17 protein-coding genes and 1 pseudogene are annotated in these 15595 nt (G+C 68.5%); 4 read left to right on the top strand and 14 right to left on the bottom strand.

What is annotated here, in order from left to right; translation table 11 throughout:
• The first annotated feature begins 36 nt into the window (after positions 1–36).
• Positions 37–1266 carry an NAD(P)/FAD-dependent oxidoreductase gene (locus tag E5P3_RS22640; RefSeq protein WP_162588002.1) on the top strand — a complete coding sequence of 410 codons (1230 nt, stop codon included), beginning with the start codon at positions 37–39 and terminating at the stop codon, positions 1264–1266.
• A gap of 15 nt (positions 1267–1281) precedes the next feature.
• On the opposite strand, the gene E5P3_RS22635 is transcribed toward E5P3_RS22640, so the two are convergent.
• From E5P3_RS22635 to E5P3_RS22625, 3 genes are all read right to left on the bottom strand, one after another.
• Complete coding sequence (locus tag E5P3_RS22635) at positions 1282–1521, bottom strand: hypothetical protein (RefSeq protein ID WP_068681201.1); 240 nt, start codon at positions 1519–1521, stop codon at positions 1282–1284.
• Positions 1522–1603: 82 nt separating this feature from the next.
• The gene (locus E5P3_RS22630) at positions 1604–3064 is read right to left on the bottom strand and encodes a DHA2 family efflux MFS transporter permease subunit (protein WP_162588001.1); all 1461 of its coding nucleotides are present in this window, start codon (positions 3062–3064) and stop codon (positions 1604–1606) included.
• 205 nt (positions 3065–3269) lie between these two features.
• Entirely contained in the window at positions 3270–3593 is a 324-nt protein-coding gene (locus tag E5P3_RS22625; protein ID WP_162588000.1) for a hypothetical protein, read from the bottom strand.
• Positions 3594–3711: 118 nt separating this feature from the next.
• Between E5P3_RS22625 and E5P3_RS22620 the strand changes: the two genes are divergently transcribed.
• Both E5P3_RS22620 and E5P3_RS36495 read left to right on the top strand, forming a co-directional pair.
• Positions 3712–3951 (top strand): hypothetical protein, encoded by a 240-nt coding sequence (locus E5P3_RS22620; protein WP_162587999.1) that lies wholly within the window; start codon positions 3712–3714, stop codon positions 3949–3951.
• A gap of 439 nt (positions 3952–4390) precedes the next feature.
• Positions 4391–4495, top strand: a pseudogene (locus E5P3_RS36495) (ESPR domain-containing protein); the annotation flags it as partial.
• Between the two features lie 136 nt (positions 4496–4631).
• Here E5P3_RS36495 and E5P3_RS35855 read toward each other — a convergent pair.
• Positions 4632–5000: a hypothetical protein gene (locus E5P3_RS35855; RefSeq protein ID WP_232073272.1), complete on the bottom strand. Its 369-nt coding sequence runs from the start codon at positions 4998–5000 to the stop codon at positions 4632–4634.
• Positions 5001–5050: 50 nt separating this feature from the next.
• Here E5P3_RS35855 and E5P3_RS35850 point away from each other — a divergent pair, with 50 nt between their 5' ends.
• Entirely contained in the window at positions 5051–6061 is a 1011-nt protein-coding gene (locus E5P3_RS35850; RefSeq protein ID WP_232073271.1) for an autotransporter domain-containing protein, read from the top strand.
• A 35-nt stretch (positions 6062–6096) separates the two neighbouring features.
• Here the strand turns inward: E5P3_RS35850 and mnhG are convergent, their stop codons facing one another.
• From mnhG to E5P3_RS22565, 10 genes are read right to left on the bottom strand one after another with little or no spacing between them, the layout of a single operon-like run.
• Positions 6097–6447 (bottom strand): monovalent cation/H(+) antiporter subunit G, encoded by a 351-nt coding sequence (mnhG, locus tag E5P3_RS22610; protein ID WP_162587997.1) that lies wholly within the window; start codon positions 6445–6447, stop codon positions 6097–6099.
• A complete protein-coding gene (locus tag E5P3_RS22605) occupies positions 6444–6722 on the bottom strand; it encodes a K+/H+ antiporter subunit F (RefSeq protein ID WP_068685120.1) in 279 nt (92 codons plus the stop codon). The genes mnhG and E5P3_RS22605 overlap by 4 nt, the downstream gene beginning before the upstream one ends.
• Entirely contained in the window at positions 6719–7210 is a 492-nt protein-coding gene (locus E5P3_RS22600) for a Na+/H+ antiporter subunit E (RefSeq protein ID WP_162589806.1), read from the bottom strand. Before E5P3_RS22600 ends, E5P3_RS22605 begins: the two co-directional genes overlap by 4 nt.
• Positions 7210–8871 (bottom strand): monovalent cation/H+ antiporter subunit D, encoded by a 1662-nt coding sequence (locus tag E5P3_RS22595; RefSeq protein ID WP_162589807.1) that lies wholly within the window; start codon positions 8869–8871, stop codon positions 7210–7212. The genes E5P3_RS22600 and E5P3_RS22595 overlap by 1 nt, the downstream gene beginning before the upstream one ends.
• A gap of 41 nt (positions 8872–8912) precedes the next feature.
• Positions 8913–9266 (bottom strand): Na+/H+ antiporter subunit C, encoded by a 354-nt coding sequence (locus E5P3_RS22590; protein WP_162587996.1) that lies wholly within the window; start codon positions 9264–9266, stop codon positions 8913–8915.
• Positions 9266–12205 (bottom strand): monovalent cation/H+ antiporter subunit A, encoded by a 2940-nt coding sequence (locus E5P3_RS22585; protein WP_162587995.1) that lies wholly within the window; start codon positions 12203–12205, stop codon positions 9266–9268. The genes E5P3_RS22590 and E5P3_RS22585 overlap by 1 nt, the downstream gene beginning before the upstream one ends.
• Positions 12206–12248: 43 nt before the next feature.
• Positions 12249–12623: a fluoride efflux transporter CrcB gene (gene crcB / locus E5P3_RS22580; RefSeq protein ID WP_174263089.1), complete on the bottom strand. Its 375-nt coding sequence runs from the start codon at positions 12621–12623 to the stop codon at positions 12249–12251.
• A 20-nt stretch (positions 12624–12643) separates the two neighbouring features.
• Positions 12644–13945, bottom strand: a complete 1302-nt coding sequence (locus tag E5P3_RS22575; RefSeq protein WP_162587994.1) for a TRAP transporter large permease — start codon at positions 13943–13945, stop codon at positions 12644–12646.
• Positions 13938–14447, bottom strand: coding sequence for a TRAP transporter small permease (locus tag E5P3_RS22570; protein ID WP_162589804.1), 510 nt, complete (start codon positions 14445–14447; stop codon positions 13938–13940). The genes E5P3_RS22575 and E5P3_RS22570 overlap by 8 nt, the downstream gene beginning before the upstream one ends.
• A 15-nt stretch (positions 14448–14462) precedes the next feature.
• On the bottom strand, positions 14463–15431 hold the full coding sequence (locus E5P3_RS22565) for a TRAP transporter substrate-binding protein (protein ID WP_162587993.1): 969 nt from the start codon (positions 15429–15431) through the stop codon (positions 14463–14465).
• Positions 15432–15595: the final 164 nt, after the last annotated feature.

The raw sequence follows: 15595 nt of genomic DNA, 5'->3' as shown, positions 1-15595 counted from the left end.
CGGGGGCGAGCGGCCCTCGACAACGTGAGACCACCCATGAGTTCAAGCCAAGACATCGTCATCATCGGCGGCGGCCACGCCGCCGCGCAGCTGTGCGCCGGCCTGGCCGAGGCGGGGCAGGGCGCCCGCGTGCACCTGGTGTGCGAGGAGGATTGCATTCCCTACCACCGCCCGCCGCTGTCCAAGACCTTCCTCAAGAGCCCCGAGGAGGCGCCGCAGTTGCACCGCGCCGAAGCCTGGTACGCCGACGCCGGCATCACGCTGCACCTGGGCGATCCGGCGCTGTCGATCGACCGCGCGGCGCGCACCGTCACCTTGCGCTCCGGCGCGGTGCTGGGCTGGGAGCGGCTCGTGCTCGCCACCGGCACGCGCGCGCGTCGCCTGCCGGCGCTGGTCGGGCTGTCGAACGTGGCGCTGCTGCGCGCGGCCGACGAGGCGGCGCAGCTGCGCTCGATGCTCGGCGCGGCGCAGCAGGTCACGGTGCTGGGCGGTGGCTTCATCGGGCTGGAGGTGGCGGCCACGGCGCTGGCGCTGGGCAAGCAGGTGACCGTGCTGGAAAGTGCGCCACGCCTGCTGAGCCGGGCGGTGTCGCCCGCGCTGTCCGAGCATGTGCTCGCGACGCATCGCGCCGCCGGCATGGACATCCGCGTCGGCGCGAAGACCGGCGCCTGGCAGACCGACGGGCAGCGGCTCGCAGCCATCGAGGTCGACGGCGAGGCGCTGCCGGTGGACCTGCTGATGGTCGGCATCGGCGCCGTGCCCGAGACCGCGTTGGCACAGGCGGCCGGCCTCGAGTGCGCCGACGGCATCGTGGTCGATGCCTACATGCAGACCAGCGACGAGGCCGTGCTGGCGGTGGGCGACTGCACGCGCTTCCCGGACCGGCGCGCCGGGCAGGCGCTGCGACTCGAGTCGGTGCAGAACGCCAACGACCAGGCGCGCACGGCCGTGGCGACGCTGACCGGCGCGGCGCGTCCGCACGACGCCGTGCCGTGGTTCTGGTCCGACCAGGGCGGCCTGCGCTTGCAGATGGCAGGGCTGGTGCCCGCCGAGGGCATGCCCGGCTCGAGCATGGTGCGCCGCCCCGGCGCGAACGCGGCCGCCTTCTCGCTGCTGCACTATGTGGATGGCGTGTTGCGTTGCGTGGAATCGGTCAACGCGCCGGTCGACCACATGATGAGCCGCAAGCTGCTGGAAGCCGGGCGCAACCCGGACCCGGCGGTGGCCTCGGACCCCGCCGTGCCCTTGAAGACGCACCTGGCCTAAGGCCTGTCAACAGGCCTAGCTGCTGGCCGCTGCAGTGCGTTTGCTGCTGCGCTCTTCGGCGGCTGCGTTGCGGCGCAGTTCCGCATCCATGGCGCGCGTGCCGGCTGCGAGGGCGGCCTCGTAGGTGTCGGAGCCGTATTCGGCGGCTTTCAGGACCTTCTGCGGCGCGCCGCCGTCGTCGGTCTGCAGCAATGTCCAGACGAAGGACCCGGGTGCCGCCTCGTCGATGGTGAGCTTGATCGGAGGATGTTTCATGGCTTATTCATGGTGGGCGGCGAAATCCTCGAATGCTGTAGGCCAAGTTCCATCGTCGCGACGGTTACATGATCACCGCCGCTCAGCTCGTTCGCCCCGCCTCGGCGGGCCGGTCGCCCGCGTTCGCCCTCGACGGCAATCCGGCGCGCAGCAGCAGCGCACCGAGCACCGCCGCCGCGGCCGCGAACGCGGCGCCGACCACGAAGGCGAGCTGGTAGCCACCCACCAGCGCGGGCAGCGGTCCGGCGCCGGCGGCCGTCATGACCTCGGTGCGCGCCGAGGCCAGGCTCGCCAGCACGGCCAGGCCCAGCGCACCGCCCATCATGAAGGCGGTGTTGACGATGCCGGAGGCCAGGCCCGATTCGCTGGGTGCAACGTCGCTCATCGCGACCAGCAGCATCGGATTGAGCGCGATGCCGGCGCCCAGGCCGAGCAGCGTCATGCCGGGCATGACGTGCAGCAGGAAGCTACCTTCCACTGGTGCGCCGGCAAAGAGCAGCAGCCCCGCCGCCGCCAGCAGCAGCCCGAAGGCCAGCGGCCCCCGGTTGCCGAAGCGCATGACCAGCCTGGCGGACAGGCCGAGCGAGAAGGCGGCCATGATCAGGTTGGCCGGCAGAAAGGCCAGGCCCACCTGCATCGGGCTGTAGCCCAGCACCAGTTGCAGGTAGAGCGCCGAGATGAAGAACCACGCGAACATCGCGGCGGCCCAGAGCACGCCCATCACGTTGGCGACGGCGACATTGCGCAGGCCGAACAGGCGCAGCGGCATCAACGGGTGGCGCACGCGCGCCTCGATGGCGATGAAGGCGGCCAGCAGCAGCGCCGCGAGCCCGAGCAGGCCGAGCGTCTGCGTGGAAGCCCAGCCGGCCTCGTTGCCGTTGACGATGGCATAGACCGCCAGCATCAGCGAAACGGTGACCGTGAGCGCGCCCCCGACGTCGAGCCGCTCGCCGGCCGCATGGCCGGGCAGGTGCGGCAGCAGTGCCAGGCAGAGGGCATAGACCGCCACGCCGATCGGCAGGTTGACCAGGAAGATCCAGTGCCAGCTCAGCGCGTGCGTCAGCAACCCGCCGAGCAGGACGCCGATGCTGCCGCCGCCGGCGCACACGAAGCCGTAGACGCCCATCGCCTTGGCGCGCTCCGCCGGCTCGGTGAACAGATTCATGATCAGCGAGAGCGCCACCGCCGAGACCACGGCCCCGCCCAGGCCCTGGACGGCCCGCGCCGCGATCAGCAGGGCCTGCGAGTTCGACAGGCCGCAGGCGAGCGACGCCAGCGTGAACAGCGTGATGCCGGCGAGGAACAGCCGGCGGTGCCCGAACAGGTCCCCCAGCCGGCCGCCCAGCAGCAGGAAGCCGCCGAAGGTGAGCATGTAGGCATTGATGACCCAGACCAGCGACGTCTCGCTGAAGCCGAGGTCGGTGCGGATCGAGGGCAGGGCGACGTTCACGATCGTGGTGTCGAGCACGATCATGAGCACGCCCAGGCAGAGGACCATCAGCGCGAGCCAGCGGCGGCGCCCTTCGATGTGCTTCTGCCTCATCGGAGCACCGTCGCCTTCGGGGCCGCCGTGCGGCTCAAGTTTTCTTGCTGTGGATCAACGGCGGTCTCGCGGGTGAGCAGCATGGAAGCTCCTGGTTGTGGATGGCGTACACAACCATAGCAAAGATACTGGACGGCGTCCACATCTGCTGCGGGGGTTCGGAGACGCCGCGGCCGAGGACTTCGGATCTGGCGGCGGGGCTGGATCAGTAACGGTACGGATTGCCCGGCTGGCGGTCGTAGTAGTTGGGCACGCCGTCGCCGTCGCGATCGCGGTCGTAGCGGTTCGGCACGCCATCGCGATCGCGGTCACCCCAGCCGCGGCCGCGGTGGTAGTAGCGGCGATCGTCGTAACCGTAGTGGCGCGGCGGGGGCGCATAGTAGGCCCGAGGCGGCGGAGGCGGCGCGGGGACGACGATCACCCGGTTGTCGTAGCGGTAGCGGCCGTCATGGGCATGGGCCGGAACGGTGGCGAGGGCGCCGAGCGAGAGCAACGCGGCGGCGCCGAGAGCGAAAGTGATCTTCTTCATGCGAGCTCCTTCTGTGGAACAAAGTGCCTTCATCGTGCCCCGCCTCTGTGAAGCAGCGGTAAGCCGGAGGCGAAATCTTGTATAGCCGTGTGACCCTTCGGATAACGCCGCCGCAAAAATGAACGCCGACGTTCGCAGTATTTGTTTACATGTAGTTAAAATGTATTACATGAATACGGATCGCGACACCTTTCATGACTGGGCGAGGGAGAAGACCGACACCAGTTTCGACCCCATCAGGCAATCCGAGTCCTTCGAGGATTCGGATCCCGAGGCCGTTGGTTGGGGACGCCTCGTCATCTTCGCGTTGCTCGGCGCGGCCCTGGTCGCCGGCTTCAAGTGGTTCGCCGGCCTTTGAGCATCAGCATCACCGGGAAGCACACGGCTTGACTGCCGCTCCGCTTCTGGCGGCCCGCCAGTTCCAGGGAGTCGGCTGAGGGCCGGCCTTCTTGCCAATGAGCGCTGCCGCCGGTGATGCTGCGGCAATCGCGCCAGTTCTGAGCCCGCAAGCCCGCGGCGCGTTACCGCGCGTCCGTGAGCGGATTTGGCGAGTCCGAAGCAACGCCGTTTTTCCGCTGCGTCCCAAGGTGCCCCGATCTCGTGATGTGAAAAAACTCACGAAGGGTCATGGGGCGGCGCCGGCGTGCTATCTGAATCATAGCCTCAAGAGGACAAAAGTATGCATTCGTAACCAGTTGTGTGAACTCCTTCCTTAGCAGGTGAGTACCTTAGAACTAAATTCAAAAGTATTCATTTGCCGCTGCGGCGGCGTGCTTGTAACTCGGAAGGTAGACAACATGAACTGCGTCTTCAGGATCGTCTGGAATTCAACAAGGGGCCTTTGGACCGTTGCTTCCGAGCTGGCAACCCGGGCCGGCAAGTCATCTGCAGGCGGCAGCTCCCGGTCCTGTTCGCAGCTCCAGATGCCCCGGTTTGCGCGCGCCAAGGGACTGCAGGCGTGCATGGCCATGGTGCTTCTCGCCTTGGCCGGGGTCGCCTCGGCGGGGAACTGCGGCAATGACAAGGACGTCGGCAAGGCTACGTGCAACGCACCGGACCACGGGCAGGCTCCCGCTCCCGCGCCTGCGCCTGCACCTGCGCCTGCTCCTGCTCCTGCTCCTGCTCCTGCTCCTGCTCCTGCACCTGCACCTGCACCTGCACCTGCACCTGCGCCTGCTCCTGCTCCCGCACCTGCTCCTGCGCCTGCGCCTGCGCCTGCACCCGCACCTGCGCCTGCACCAGTGCCAGCGCCTGCGCCTGCACCCGCACCCGCACCCGCACCCGCACCCGCACCCGCACCCGCACCCGCACCCGCAGCCGCACCCGCACCCGCAGCCGCAGCGGCAGCGGCACCCGCACCCGCAGTGGCACCCGCACCCGCAGCGGCACCCGCCGCGGCAGAAGCACCCCCAGCGGCACCCGCGCCCGAACTCGCTTCGACGACGACCGAGGTCACCGTGTCCAAAGCTCCCGAAGCAGAGGCGGTCGCCCAGGCCCCGGCGCCCGCCATCGCGCCGCCTCCCGCCCCGCCGGTGTATCGCACCGAAGTGCCGCTTTTCGCGGCGCTCCCCGCCCAGCTTCGGCAAGCCGATCTCGCAATGCTCGGCAATATGCACGGCCGCGTCGGCGACGCCGGCCCGGATCGCAGTGCCTGGGCACGCGCGGTCTACACCGACCTCGACCTGCGCCAGGCCGGCGGCGCTGCCCCGCACAGCCGGGGCCATGTCGGCGGCGTGCAGGTCGGCGCCGACCTCCTGGCCGGCGGTAACTGGCGCGTCGGCGCCTACGTCGGGGGGCTGGACGGAAGCGCCGAGGTGAGCGGCAACGCCAACGGCACCTTCGGCAGGGTCGGCAGTACCGATCTGCAATCGCGCTATCTCGCCGGCTATGCGAACTGGCGCGACGCGGCCAGCGGCTGGTACGTCGAGGCCGTGCTGCAAGCCGGCCACCACCGCTACAGCGTTCGGCCCGACGGCAGCCTGCCGGTGTCGGGCAAGGCGCGCAGCGTCTCGGCCTCGATCGAGACCGGCAAGTCCTTCGCGCTGTCCGAAAGCTGGAGCATCGAGCCACAAGTGCAACTGATCCGTCAAAGAACGCGGGTCGACGACGTGTCGATCAACGGCGCGCTGGTCCGCCAGCATGCCGATGGCGGCTGGATCGGCCGCCTGGGCGTGCGGATCAAGGGTGACGTGCCCACTGGTGCGGGGCGGCTGCAGCCCTATGCGCGGTTCAACGTCTACCGCGCCAGCGCGGGTGCCGATGTGGTGGATTTCGTCGCCCCGGCGGCCGCCACCCGCGTGGCCAGCAGCGGCGGCTACACCGCGACCGAGGTGGCCGGCGGACTTTCGCTGGCGCTGACGTCGGCCACCACGGTGTACGGCGAAATCGGCCGCACCTTCAGCACAGGCGGCGACACCCGGGTGAAGTCATCGGTGCAGGGCACGGTCGGCCTGCGCGTGACTTGGTAGTCGATGCCCTGTGGCGGGTTGGGTCCGGTGGTGGCTCAACCGCGTCCGGACGCCACGTCGCCGCCTTTCTGGCGCTCGCGGAACAGCGCGGCGCGCATCAGGAAGATGGTCGTAACGGGCGCAGTGAGGGCGACGAAGAACGCGATCAGCGCCGCGTGCAGGAAGAGATGCGCCCCTTGCATCGAGAAGTAGACGGTGGTGGCCAGCGTGATGCACCAGGCGCCCAGCGTGGAGCCCAGCGTGGGCGCATGGATGCGCCTGAAGAAGGTGGGCAGCCGCACCAGCCCGAACGAGCCTATGGCGGCAAAGGCGGCGCCGACGACGGCGAACACCGCGGTCAGGATTTCGGCCCACAGCGGCAGCGGCCCTGCGATGAAGTCGTTCATTCGATCACCTCGCCGCGCAGCAGGAACTTGGCGAGTGCGGTGGAGCCGACGAAGCCGAAGAGCGCAACCAGCATCGCGGCCTCGAAATACACGCTGCTGGCGTACACGATGCCGAGCACCAGCATCATCAGCATGCCGTTGATGTACAGGCAGTCCAGCGCCATGATGCGGTCCTGCGCGGCGGGGCCGATGAGCAGCCGCGCCAGCGCGCAGAGCATGGCGACGGCGAGCAGCAGCAGCGCCAGCTTGAGGGCCCAGAGGAGTATCGGGGTCATGATTCGAAGATCTCCATCAGTGGACGTTCGTAGCGGGTCTTGATCATGTCGATGAATGCCGCTTCATCCTCCTCGTGGAAGAGGTGGATCAGCAGGGTCGAGCGGTCCAGCGCGATCTCGCCCCAGGCTGTGCCGGGCGTCAGGCAGAGGATCATCGCCAGCGTGGCGAGCGCGTTGGGGTCGCGCATTGCGAGCGGTACGCGCACGAAGCGCGGCGACATCTCTCTGCTGCGCCGGGTGAGGAGCAGGCGGGCCACGGTGAGCGCCGAAACCACCAGGTCGTAGCCCACCAGGCCTCCAAGCCGAAGCGCGAGCCACGGCTTTCGCATCTTCACGCGTGCCGGCCGCAGGCTCTGCGTCAGCAGTGGGACCACGATCGCGAGCAAGGCCGCGAGCAGCAGCGTGGCCGCATGCAGCGACTGGTTCAGCAGCAGCCAGACGACGAAGAGCGCCAGCGACAGCAGCGGCGAGGGCATCCAGCGCTTGATCATGGCGCGGAGTCTCCCTTGGAGAGGGTCGGACCGGGCCGCTGGCGCGCACCGAACACGGCCTCGCGATAGGCGCCGGGGGAGCGCAGCCCCTGGGCGGTGGCGCTGGCGTGCTGCATCACCGGCTCGGCCATCAGCGTGAGGGCCAGGCTGGCGGCCAGCAGCGCCGCCACCGGCAGTACTTCGAGCGCACGCAGCGCAGGCAGGGTCTGGTGCGGCTGGGTCCAAAAATGGCGTATGCCGGTGCGGCTGAGCGCGATCAGCGTGAAAAAACCGGAGGCGAGCAGCAGCGCGGTAAAGGTCCAACCGGCCGGCGAGAGGCCGCGCGTCTCGCCCAGAAGGCCCGAGAGCATCGCGAACTTGCCGACAAAGCCCGACAGCGGCGGCAGGCCCGCCAGCAACAGCGTGCAGCCGAGGAAGCTGAGGCCGAGGAAGGCAATGCCGGCGGGAATGGCCCGGCCGTAGAGGGCCTGCGCTTCGTCGTCGAGATTGAGGTCTTCCAGGTTGCGCAGGTCCTCCGCGAGGAAGGGCGCGCCGCCGGGTGTCTCGTGCGGCGCGATGCTCAGGCCGGCGTTGCGCCAGCGCTCGATCATGTCGGTCAGGAGAAAGAAGGCGCTGACCGCCAGCGTGGAGCTCAGCAGGTAGTAGAGCGCGCCGGCCCACACGGACGGCTGACCCAGCCCGATGGCCGTCAGCAGGGTACCGGCCGACACCAGCACGCTGAAGCCCGCCAGGTTGGACAGGCGCTGCGTGCCGACGATGCCGAGCGCGCCGCAGAACAGCGTGGCCAGCCCGATCGCGACCAGCGCTGCCTGACCGAACAGCGCCGAACCGCCGGCGTCGGGCGGGAACAGCAGGCTCCACAGCCGCAACAGCGTGTAGATACCTAGCTTGGTGAGGAGCGCGAACACCGCGCCCACGGGCGACACCGCGGCGCTGTAGGCCGGCACCAGCCAGAAGTTGAGCGGCCAGGCGCCGGCCTTGGCGAAGAAGGCGGTGGCCAGGATGGCCGCCGCCGCGTGCACCAGCCCGCGATCGGCCGGTGCCAACTGCGCGATGCGCAGGCCCAGGTCGGCCATGTTGAGGGTGCCAGTCACCCCGTAGAGCAGGGCCGCGCCGACCAGGAACAGCGAGGAGGCCGCAAGGTTGATCGCCACGTAGTGCAGGCCGGCCTGCACGCGCAGCCGGCCGGAGCCGTGCAGCAGCAGGCCGTAGGAGGCGGCCAGCATGACCTCGAAGAAGACGAAGAGGTTGAACAGGTCGCCCGTGAGGAAGGCGCCGTTGAGGCCCATGAGCTGCAGCTGCAGCAGCGGATGGAAATGCACGCCCGCGCGGTCCCAGCGCGAGGTGGAATAGATCGAGGCGCAGAAGGCGACCACGCCGGTGAGCGCGACCATCATGGTCGAGAGCCTGTCGGCCACCAGCACGATGCCGAAGGGCGCGCGCCAGTTGCCGGGCAGGTAGACGCCGACCGAGCCGGGGCCGTCGCCAGTGTCGGGGGCGTTGACCCAGCGCAGCAGCGCCAGCGCGGCCAGGAGGCCCAGCAGGCCGGAGACGACACTGAGGAAGGACTTGGCGCGGCGGCGCTCCTCGCCCATCAGGAGCATCAGCGCGGCCGTGAGGAGCGGCAGCAGGATCGGCACCGCGACCAGGTGCGGCATGCCGAACTCGAGCAGGCGGTCGAGGAAGGAGACGAGGCTCGTCACTCCGCGAGCTCCTTCTTTTCTTCACCGTCCACGTGGTCGGTGCCGCTGAGCCCGCGCGAGGCCAGCAGCACGACCAGGAACAAGGCCGTCATCGCGAAGCCGATCACGATGGCGGTGAGCACCAGCGCCTGCGGCATCGGGTCGGCGGTGTTGGCCAGGGTGGCGGCGAGGCCGGGGACCAGCACCGGCTCGCTGTCGACCTTGATGCGGCCCATGCTGAAGATGAAGAGGTTGACCGCGTAGGAGATCAGCGTGAGGCCCATGATCACCTGGAAGGTGCGTGGCCGCAGCAGCAGGTAGACACCTGAGCCGGTGAGGACGCCGATGGCGATGGCGAGCACGGCTTCCATCAGGCGGCGCCCTTCGCTGCGAGCGTTGCGCGCTCGGCTTCCCTCTCCGCTTGTTCCTCGGCCCAGCGGTGGCTGCGGATCGATTGGTGTGCCAGCGCGGTGAGGATCAGCATCGTCGCGCCGAGCACGAGTGCGAACACGCCGATGTCGAAGAACAGCGCGCTGGGCACGTGTACGTCGCCGAGCACCGGCAGGTGCAGGTGCGCGGTGTGCGTGGTGAGGAAGGGGTAGCCGAAAAGCAGCGCGCCCGAGCCCGTGGCCAGCGCCAGCAGCAGGCCGCCGGCGATCCAGCGGCGCGGATAGATGCGCAGGTGCTCCTCCACCCATTCGGCGCCGGAGACGATGAACTGCAGCAAGAGCGCCACCGACATCACCAGCCCGGCGACGAAGCCGCCGCCCGGCTGGTTGTGGCCGCGCATGAAGAAGTAGACCGACACCAGCGCCGCGAGCGGCAGCAGGAAGCGCACCAGCACGGCCGGCACCATCAGGTAGCCGATGGCGGTGTCCGGGGCGCGGCGCGGGTTCAGCAGGTCGCTGCTGCCGTCGTCGGCTTGGGCCCGCTGCTGCACGGGCAGGGCCATCGATTCGGGCGCGGGGCGGAAGCGCCGCAGCAGCGCATAGACCGTCAGCGACACGATGCCGAGCACCGTGATCTCGCCGAAGGTGTCGAAGCCGCGGAAATCGACCAGCATCACGTTGACCACGTTGGTGCCGCCGCCTTCGGACAGCGCGTGCTCGAGGAAGAAGGGCGAGATGCTCTGCGGGAAGGTCCGGGTCATCATTGTCCAGGCGAGCGCAGCCATGCCGCCGCCCGCGGCGGCCGCCACCAGGAGGTCGCGCCCGCGTCGCCCCCACGGCCTGAGGCGCGCGCGCATCGGCTGCGGTTTGGCGGTGCGCATCGGCAGCCAGCGCAGGCCGAGCAGGATCAGCACCATCGTCACGGTCTCGACCACCAGCTGCGTCAGCGCGAGGTCGGGCGCCGAGAACCAAATGTAGGTGGTGCAGCACACCAGGCCCGCGCCCGAGGCCAGCATCAGCGAGGCCAGGCGGTGGAACTTGGCCTGCCAGGCAGCCGCCAGCGCGCAGGTGCAGCCGATCACCCAGGTCATCGCGAACATCGGCGAGAAGGGCAGCAGCTCGCGTGCGCCGCGGGTCGCTGGCGCCAGCCACAGCGAGGCCCCGGCCCCGGCAACCGCCACCACGACCAGCAGCAGCAACTGCATCTGCATGCGCCGCGTGCCCAGCACGCGCCGGCTGCGCCGGCCGGCCTCGCTCAGGCGGGCCATCAGGTTCTCGAAGATGCGCTGACCGTCGAAGCGGTGCAGCAGCGGGGTGTGTTGGAGCGCGCCATGCGCGCGGCTCCGCCGCTGCATCAGGTAGAGCCCGACACCGCCGAGCAGCGCGACGGCGCTCATTGCGAGCGGCAGGTTGAAGCCGTGCCACACCGCCAGGCTGTATTGGGGCAGCTTGCCGCCGACCACGGGCGTCGCGGCAGTGGCGAGGAAGGCGCCCACCGACCAGGCCGGGGCCACGCCCACCACGAGGCAGATCAGCACCAGCAGCTCGGCCGGCACGCGCATCCAGTGCGGCGGCTCGTGCGGTTGCTTCGGCACCTCGGGCCCGGGCAGCGGGCCGAAGAAGACGTCGAACACGAAGCGGGCCGAGTAGGCCACGCTGAAGACGCCGGCCAGCGTGGCGATCACCGGCAGGCTTCGGTTGACCCAGGGCGTCGCCTGGATGAAGACGGTTTCGGCGAAGAACATTTCCTTCGAGAGGAAGCCGTTGAGCAGCGGCACGCCCGCCATCGAGGCGCTGGCGATGATGGCCAGCGTGCCGGTAATGGGCATGAGCTTGAGCAATCCGCTGAGCTTGCGGATGTCGCGCGTGCCGCTCTCGTGATCGATGATGCCGGCCGCCATGAAGAGCGAGGCCTTGAAGGTCGCGTGGTTCATCACATGGAAGACGGCCGCGACCGCGGCGAGCGGGCTGTTGAGCCCGAGCAGCAGCGTGATGAGCCCGAGATGCGAGATGGTCGAGTAGGCGAGCAGCGCCTTGAGGTCGCGCTGGAACATGGCTACGTAGCCGCCCAGCAGCAGGGTGGCGGCTCCGGCGCCGCCCACCAGCCAGAACCAGGCTTCGGTGCCGGAGAGGACCGGCCACAGGCGCGCCATCAGGAAGACGCCGAGCTTCACCATGGTGGCCGAATGCAAGTAGGCCGACACCGGAGTGGGTGCCGCCATCGCGCGCGGCAGCCAGAAGTGGAAGGGGAATTGCGCGCTCTTGGTGAAGGCGCCGAGCAGGACCAGCAGCAGTACCAGCGGGTAGAGCCGGCTGGCGCGGATCTGCTCGCCGGAGGCCAGCACCGCGTCGAGCTCGTAGCTGCCCACGATGCGGCCGAGCACCAGCACGCCGGCCAGCAGGCACAGGCCGCCCGCGCCGGTGACCGTGAGCGCCATGCGCGCGCCGCGTCGCGCATCGCGCCGGTGGTGCCAGTAGCCGATCAGCAGGAAGGAGAAAAGGCTGGTGAGCTCCCAGAACAGCACCATCTGGATCAGGTTGCCGGAGAGCACCACGCCCACCATCGACCCCATGAAGGCGAGGAAGAAGGAGAAGAAGCGCGGTACCGGATCCGAGGGCGACATGTAGTAGCGCGCGTAGAGCACCACCAGTGCACCGATGCCGAGCACGAGCATGCAGAACAGCCAGGCGAAGCCGTCCATGCGGAACACGAGGTCGAGGCCCAGCGCAGGAATCCAGCGGATCTCCTCGCGAATCACATCGCCGGCGGCGAGGCGAGGAAAGAACCACGCCACCTGCGCCGCGCAGCCCAGCGCGACCAGGCCTGCCAGTGTCGACTCCCGGTTGCGCGCGTTCGACGGCAGCAGGGCCGCGATCACACTGGCGATGAAGGGAAGTGCGACAAGGAGGGCAAGGGGCATCGCGTTCGATTCTATCGACCGCTCCTGGTGCGAGCCCCTGCGATCAGGCGCTGAACTGCTGCACCGTGCGGATGCCGAGCCAGGTGAGAAACAGCGAGCCGCAGACATGCAGCGCGGCGGTGCCCAGCGCCAGGCCGAGGCGCTCGCTCATCAGCATCGCGACGACTTCGGCCGAGAAGCTGGAGAAGGTGGTGAGCCCGCCGAGGAAGCCGGTGATGAGCAGCAGGCGCCAGGCCGGATCGAGCTGCGGCATCGTCTGGAACACCGCGACCGCGATGCCGATCAGGTAGCCGCCGACCAGGTTGGATGCGAGCGTGCCGTAGGGGAAAGCGGCAGTCGTGAGCCAGAGGCCCAGGCCCCAGCGGGCCAGCGCGCCGATCGAGGCGCCGGCGCAGATGGCGAGGACATGAAGCAGCATGCGCGGAAGTATCCCCGCTCTCAGGGCGCCATTTGCCGCGGCAGCCAGGTCACGAGGTCGGGGGCGAAGTAGATGATCAGCACCGCCGCCACCATCAGCGCGAACATCGGCAGGGTCACCCGTGCGATGTAGAGCAGGTCCTTGCCCGTCATGCCTTGCAGCACGAAGAGGTTGAATCCCACCGGCGGCGTGATCTGCGCCATCTCGACCACCAGCACGACGAAGATGCCGAACCACAGGGGATCGATGCCTGCGGCCAGCACCGTCGGCATGACCACGCCCATGGTGAGCACGACCATCGAGATGCCGTCAAGGAAGCAGCCGAGCACGATGTAGAACACCGCCAGCATCACCACCAGTTGGAACTTCGACAGGCCGAGCGAGCCGATCCATTCGGCAAGGTGGCGCGGCAGACCGATGTAGCCCATGGCGAGGGTGAGGAAAGCGGCGCCGGCGAGGATCAGCGCCATCATGCAGTACAGGCGCGTGGCGCCCAGCAGCGAGTCCTTGAAGGTCTGCCAGTTGAGCGAGCCCTGCGCCGCCGAGATCACCAGCGCCCCCACGACGCCGACAGCAGCAGCTTCGGTGGCGGTGGCGATGCCTGCGTAGATCGAGCCCAGCACCGCGAGGATCAGCACTGCGACCGGGATCAGGCTCCGCGATGCACGCAGCTTCTGCACGAAGCTCATCGGCGGATCGGGCGGCGGAACGCGATGCGGATTCATCAGCGCCCACACAGCGATATAGCCCGAGAACAGCACGGCCAGCAGGATGCCCGGCACCACCCCTGCGATGAAGAGCTTGGCGATCGACACGTCGGCGCTCACGCCGTAGACGATCATGATGATCGAGGGCGGGATGAGCAGGCCCAAGGTGCCGGCCCCGGCCAGCGTGCCGATCACCATGTCTTCCGGGTAGCCACGGCGCTTGAGCTCCGGGAGCGTCATCTTGCCGATGGTTGCGCAGGTGGCGGCACTCGAGCCGGAGACGGCGGCGAACACCGCGCAGCCTGCCACGTTGGTGTGCAGCAGCCGGCCGGGCAGCCGCTGCATCCACGGCGCCAGACCCTTGAACATGTCTTGCGACAAACGGGTGCGGAAGAGTACTTCGCCCATCCAGAGAAACAGGGGCAGGGCGGTGAGCGTCCAGCCGGAGGCCGAGCCCCAGATGGTCACGGCCATCGCGTCGCCCGCGGGCCGGGCAGAGAACAGCTGCATGCCGATCCATGCGACGCCCGAAAGGGTGAGGCCGATCCAGACGCCGCTGCCGAGAATGAGGAAAAGGGTGGCGATCAGCAACCCGGCGACGGCAATGTCACTCATGGCGGAGGGCCTCGGCGGTCTCGTCTTTGATCGGCCTGCCGCGCCACTCGATCAGGAATTCGTCGACTGCGGCAATGGCGAAGACCAGCGCGCCGGCGGCCATGCTCAGCTGCGGCAGCCACAGCGGTGTCGCGTCGTTGCCGGTCGAGATGTCGTTGTAGGCATGCGATTGCCATGCGAGACGTACGCTGTAGAAGGCGAAGAGCGCTGCCAGCAGCGCCGCAGCTCCCGTCGCCCAGCGCTCCAGCCAACGCCTTGATCCGCCGTGCAGCCTGCCCAGTACCAGCGTGACACGGATGTGCTCGCCGCGCTTGAGCGTATGGGCCAGCGCCAGGAAGCCGGCGCCTGCCATCATGTAGCCGGCGTAGGCGTCGAGCCCCGGAATGTTGAAGTGCAACTGGCGACCGACGATGGACAGCAGCACGGCCACCAGCAGGCCGATCATGAAAAGCGCCGCCAGGGCGGCGGCGCTGTCGTAGACGAAATCGAGCGTCTTGCGCATCCGGGTCACGCGCGCCTACATCTTCTTGTAGGCGTCGACCACCGCCTGGCCTTCGGGGCCGGCCTTGTCCAGCCATTCCTTGATCATGGTGTCGCCGACCTTCTTCATGTCGCTCTTGAGCTGCGCAGATGGCGGATGGATCGCCATGCCGTTCTTCTTGAGCAGCTCCAGGTATTCGACGTTCTTCTTCTTGGAGATTTCCCAGCCGCGCTTCTCGGCCTCGGCACCGGCCTTCAGCAGTCCGTCCTGGGTGGCCTTGTCGAGCGCGTCGAAGGCTTTCTTGTTCACCAGGACCGCATTCTTGGGAAGCCAGGCCTGGGTGTCATAGAAGTTCTTGATGTACTCGTAGGTCTTGGTGTCGTAGCCGGTCGAACCCGAGGACATGTAGGACTCGATCACGCCGGTGGCCATGGCCTGCGACAACTCGGCCTGCTGCACCGTGACCGGCTGGGCGCCCACCAGTTCGCCGATGCGCGCCGTGGCAGGGCTGTAGGCGCGCCACTTCACGCCCTTGAGGTCGGCAGCGGACGCGATCTCCTTTTTCACGAAGATGCCCTGCGGCGGCCAGGCCACCGCGTAGAGCAGCATCATCCCCTGCTCGGCCAGCTTCTTTTCGAGCGTCGGTTTCTGGGCTTGGTAGAGCTTCCAGGCGGCGTCGTAGCTGTCGGCCAGGAAAGGGATGCCGTCGGTGCCGAAGATCTGCCACTCGTTCTGGTAGTTGACGAGCAGGATCTCGCCCATCTGCGCTTGTCCGCCCTGCACGGCACGCTTGATCTCCGGCGCCTTGAACAGGGCGGCGTTCGCATGAACGGTGATCTTGAGCTTGCCGCCAGTCGCCTTGTCGACGTCGCTCGCGAACTGGGTGATGTTCTCGGTGTGGAAGTTGGCGGCCGGATAGGCGGTGGGCAGGTCCCACTTGGTTTGCGCGAAGGCTGCCGCGCCAAGGGCGAGGCTGGCGAGGGCGATGCCGAACTTGTGAATCATGGGCTCTCCAGAACGTACGGATGGGAAGGGCGTCGAGGAGCATACGTGCAAATATCGGGCCACCGCGTGGGGCTTTCCCGTGAGGGTGTCGTCTGACGCGTACTGGGGGTGCTCGCAAAAAAGCCGCCCAAGCGGGCGGCTTTCGGTTGGCGATGCGGCGTGGC

Source organism: Variovorax sp. RA8 (assembly GCF_901827175.1).
Classification (GTDB): Bacteria; Pseudomonadota; Gammaproteobacteria; order Burkholderiales; family Burkholderiaceae_C; genus Variovorax.
This window is presented reverse-complemented; position numbering and strand designations above follow the sequence as displayed.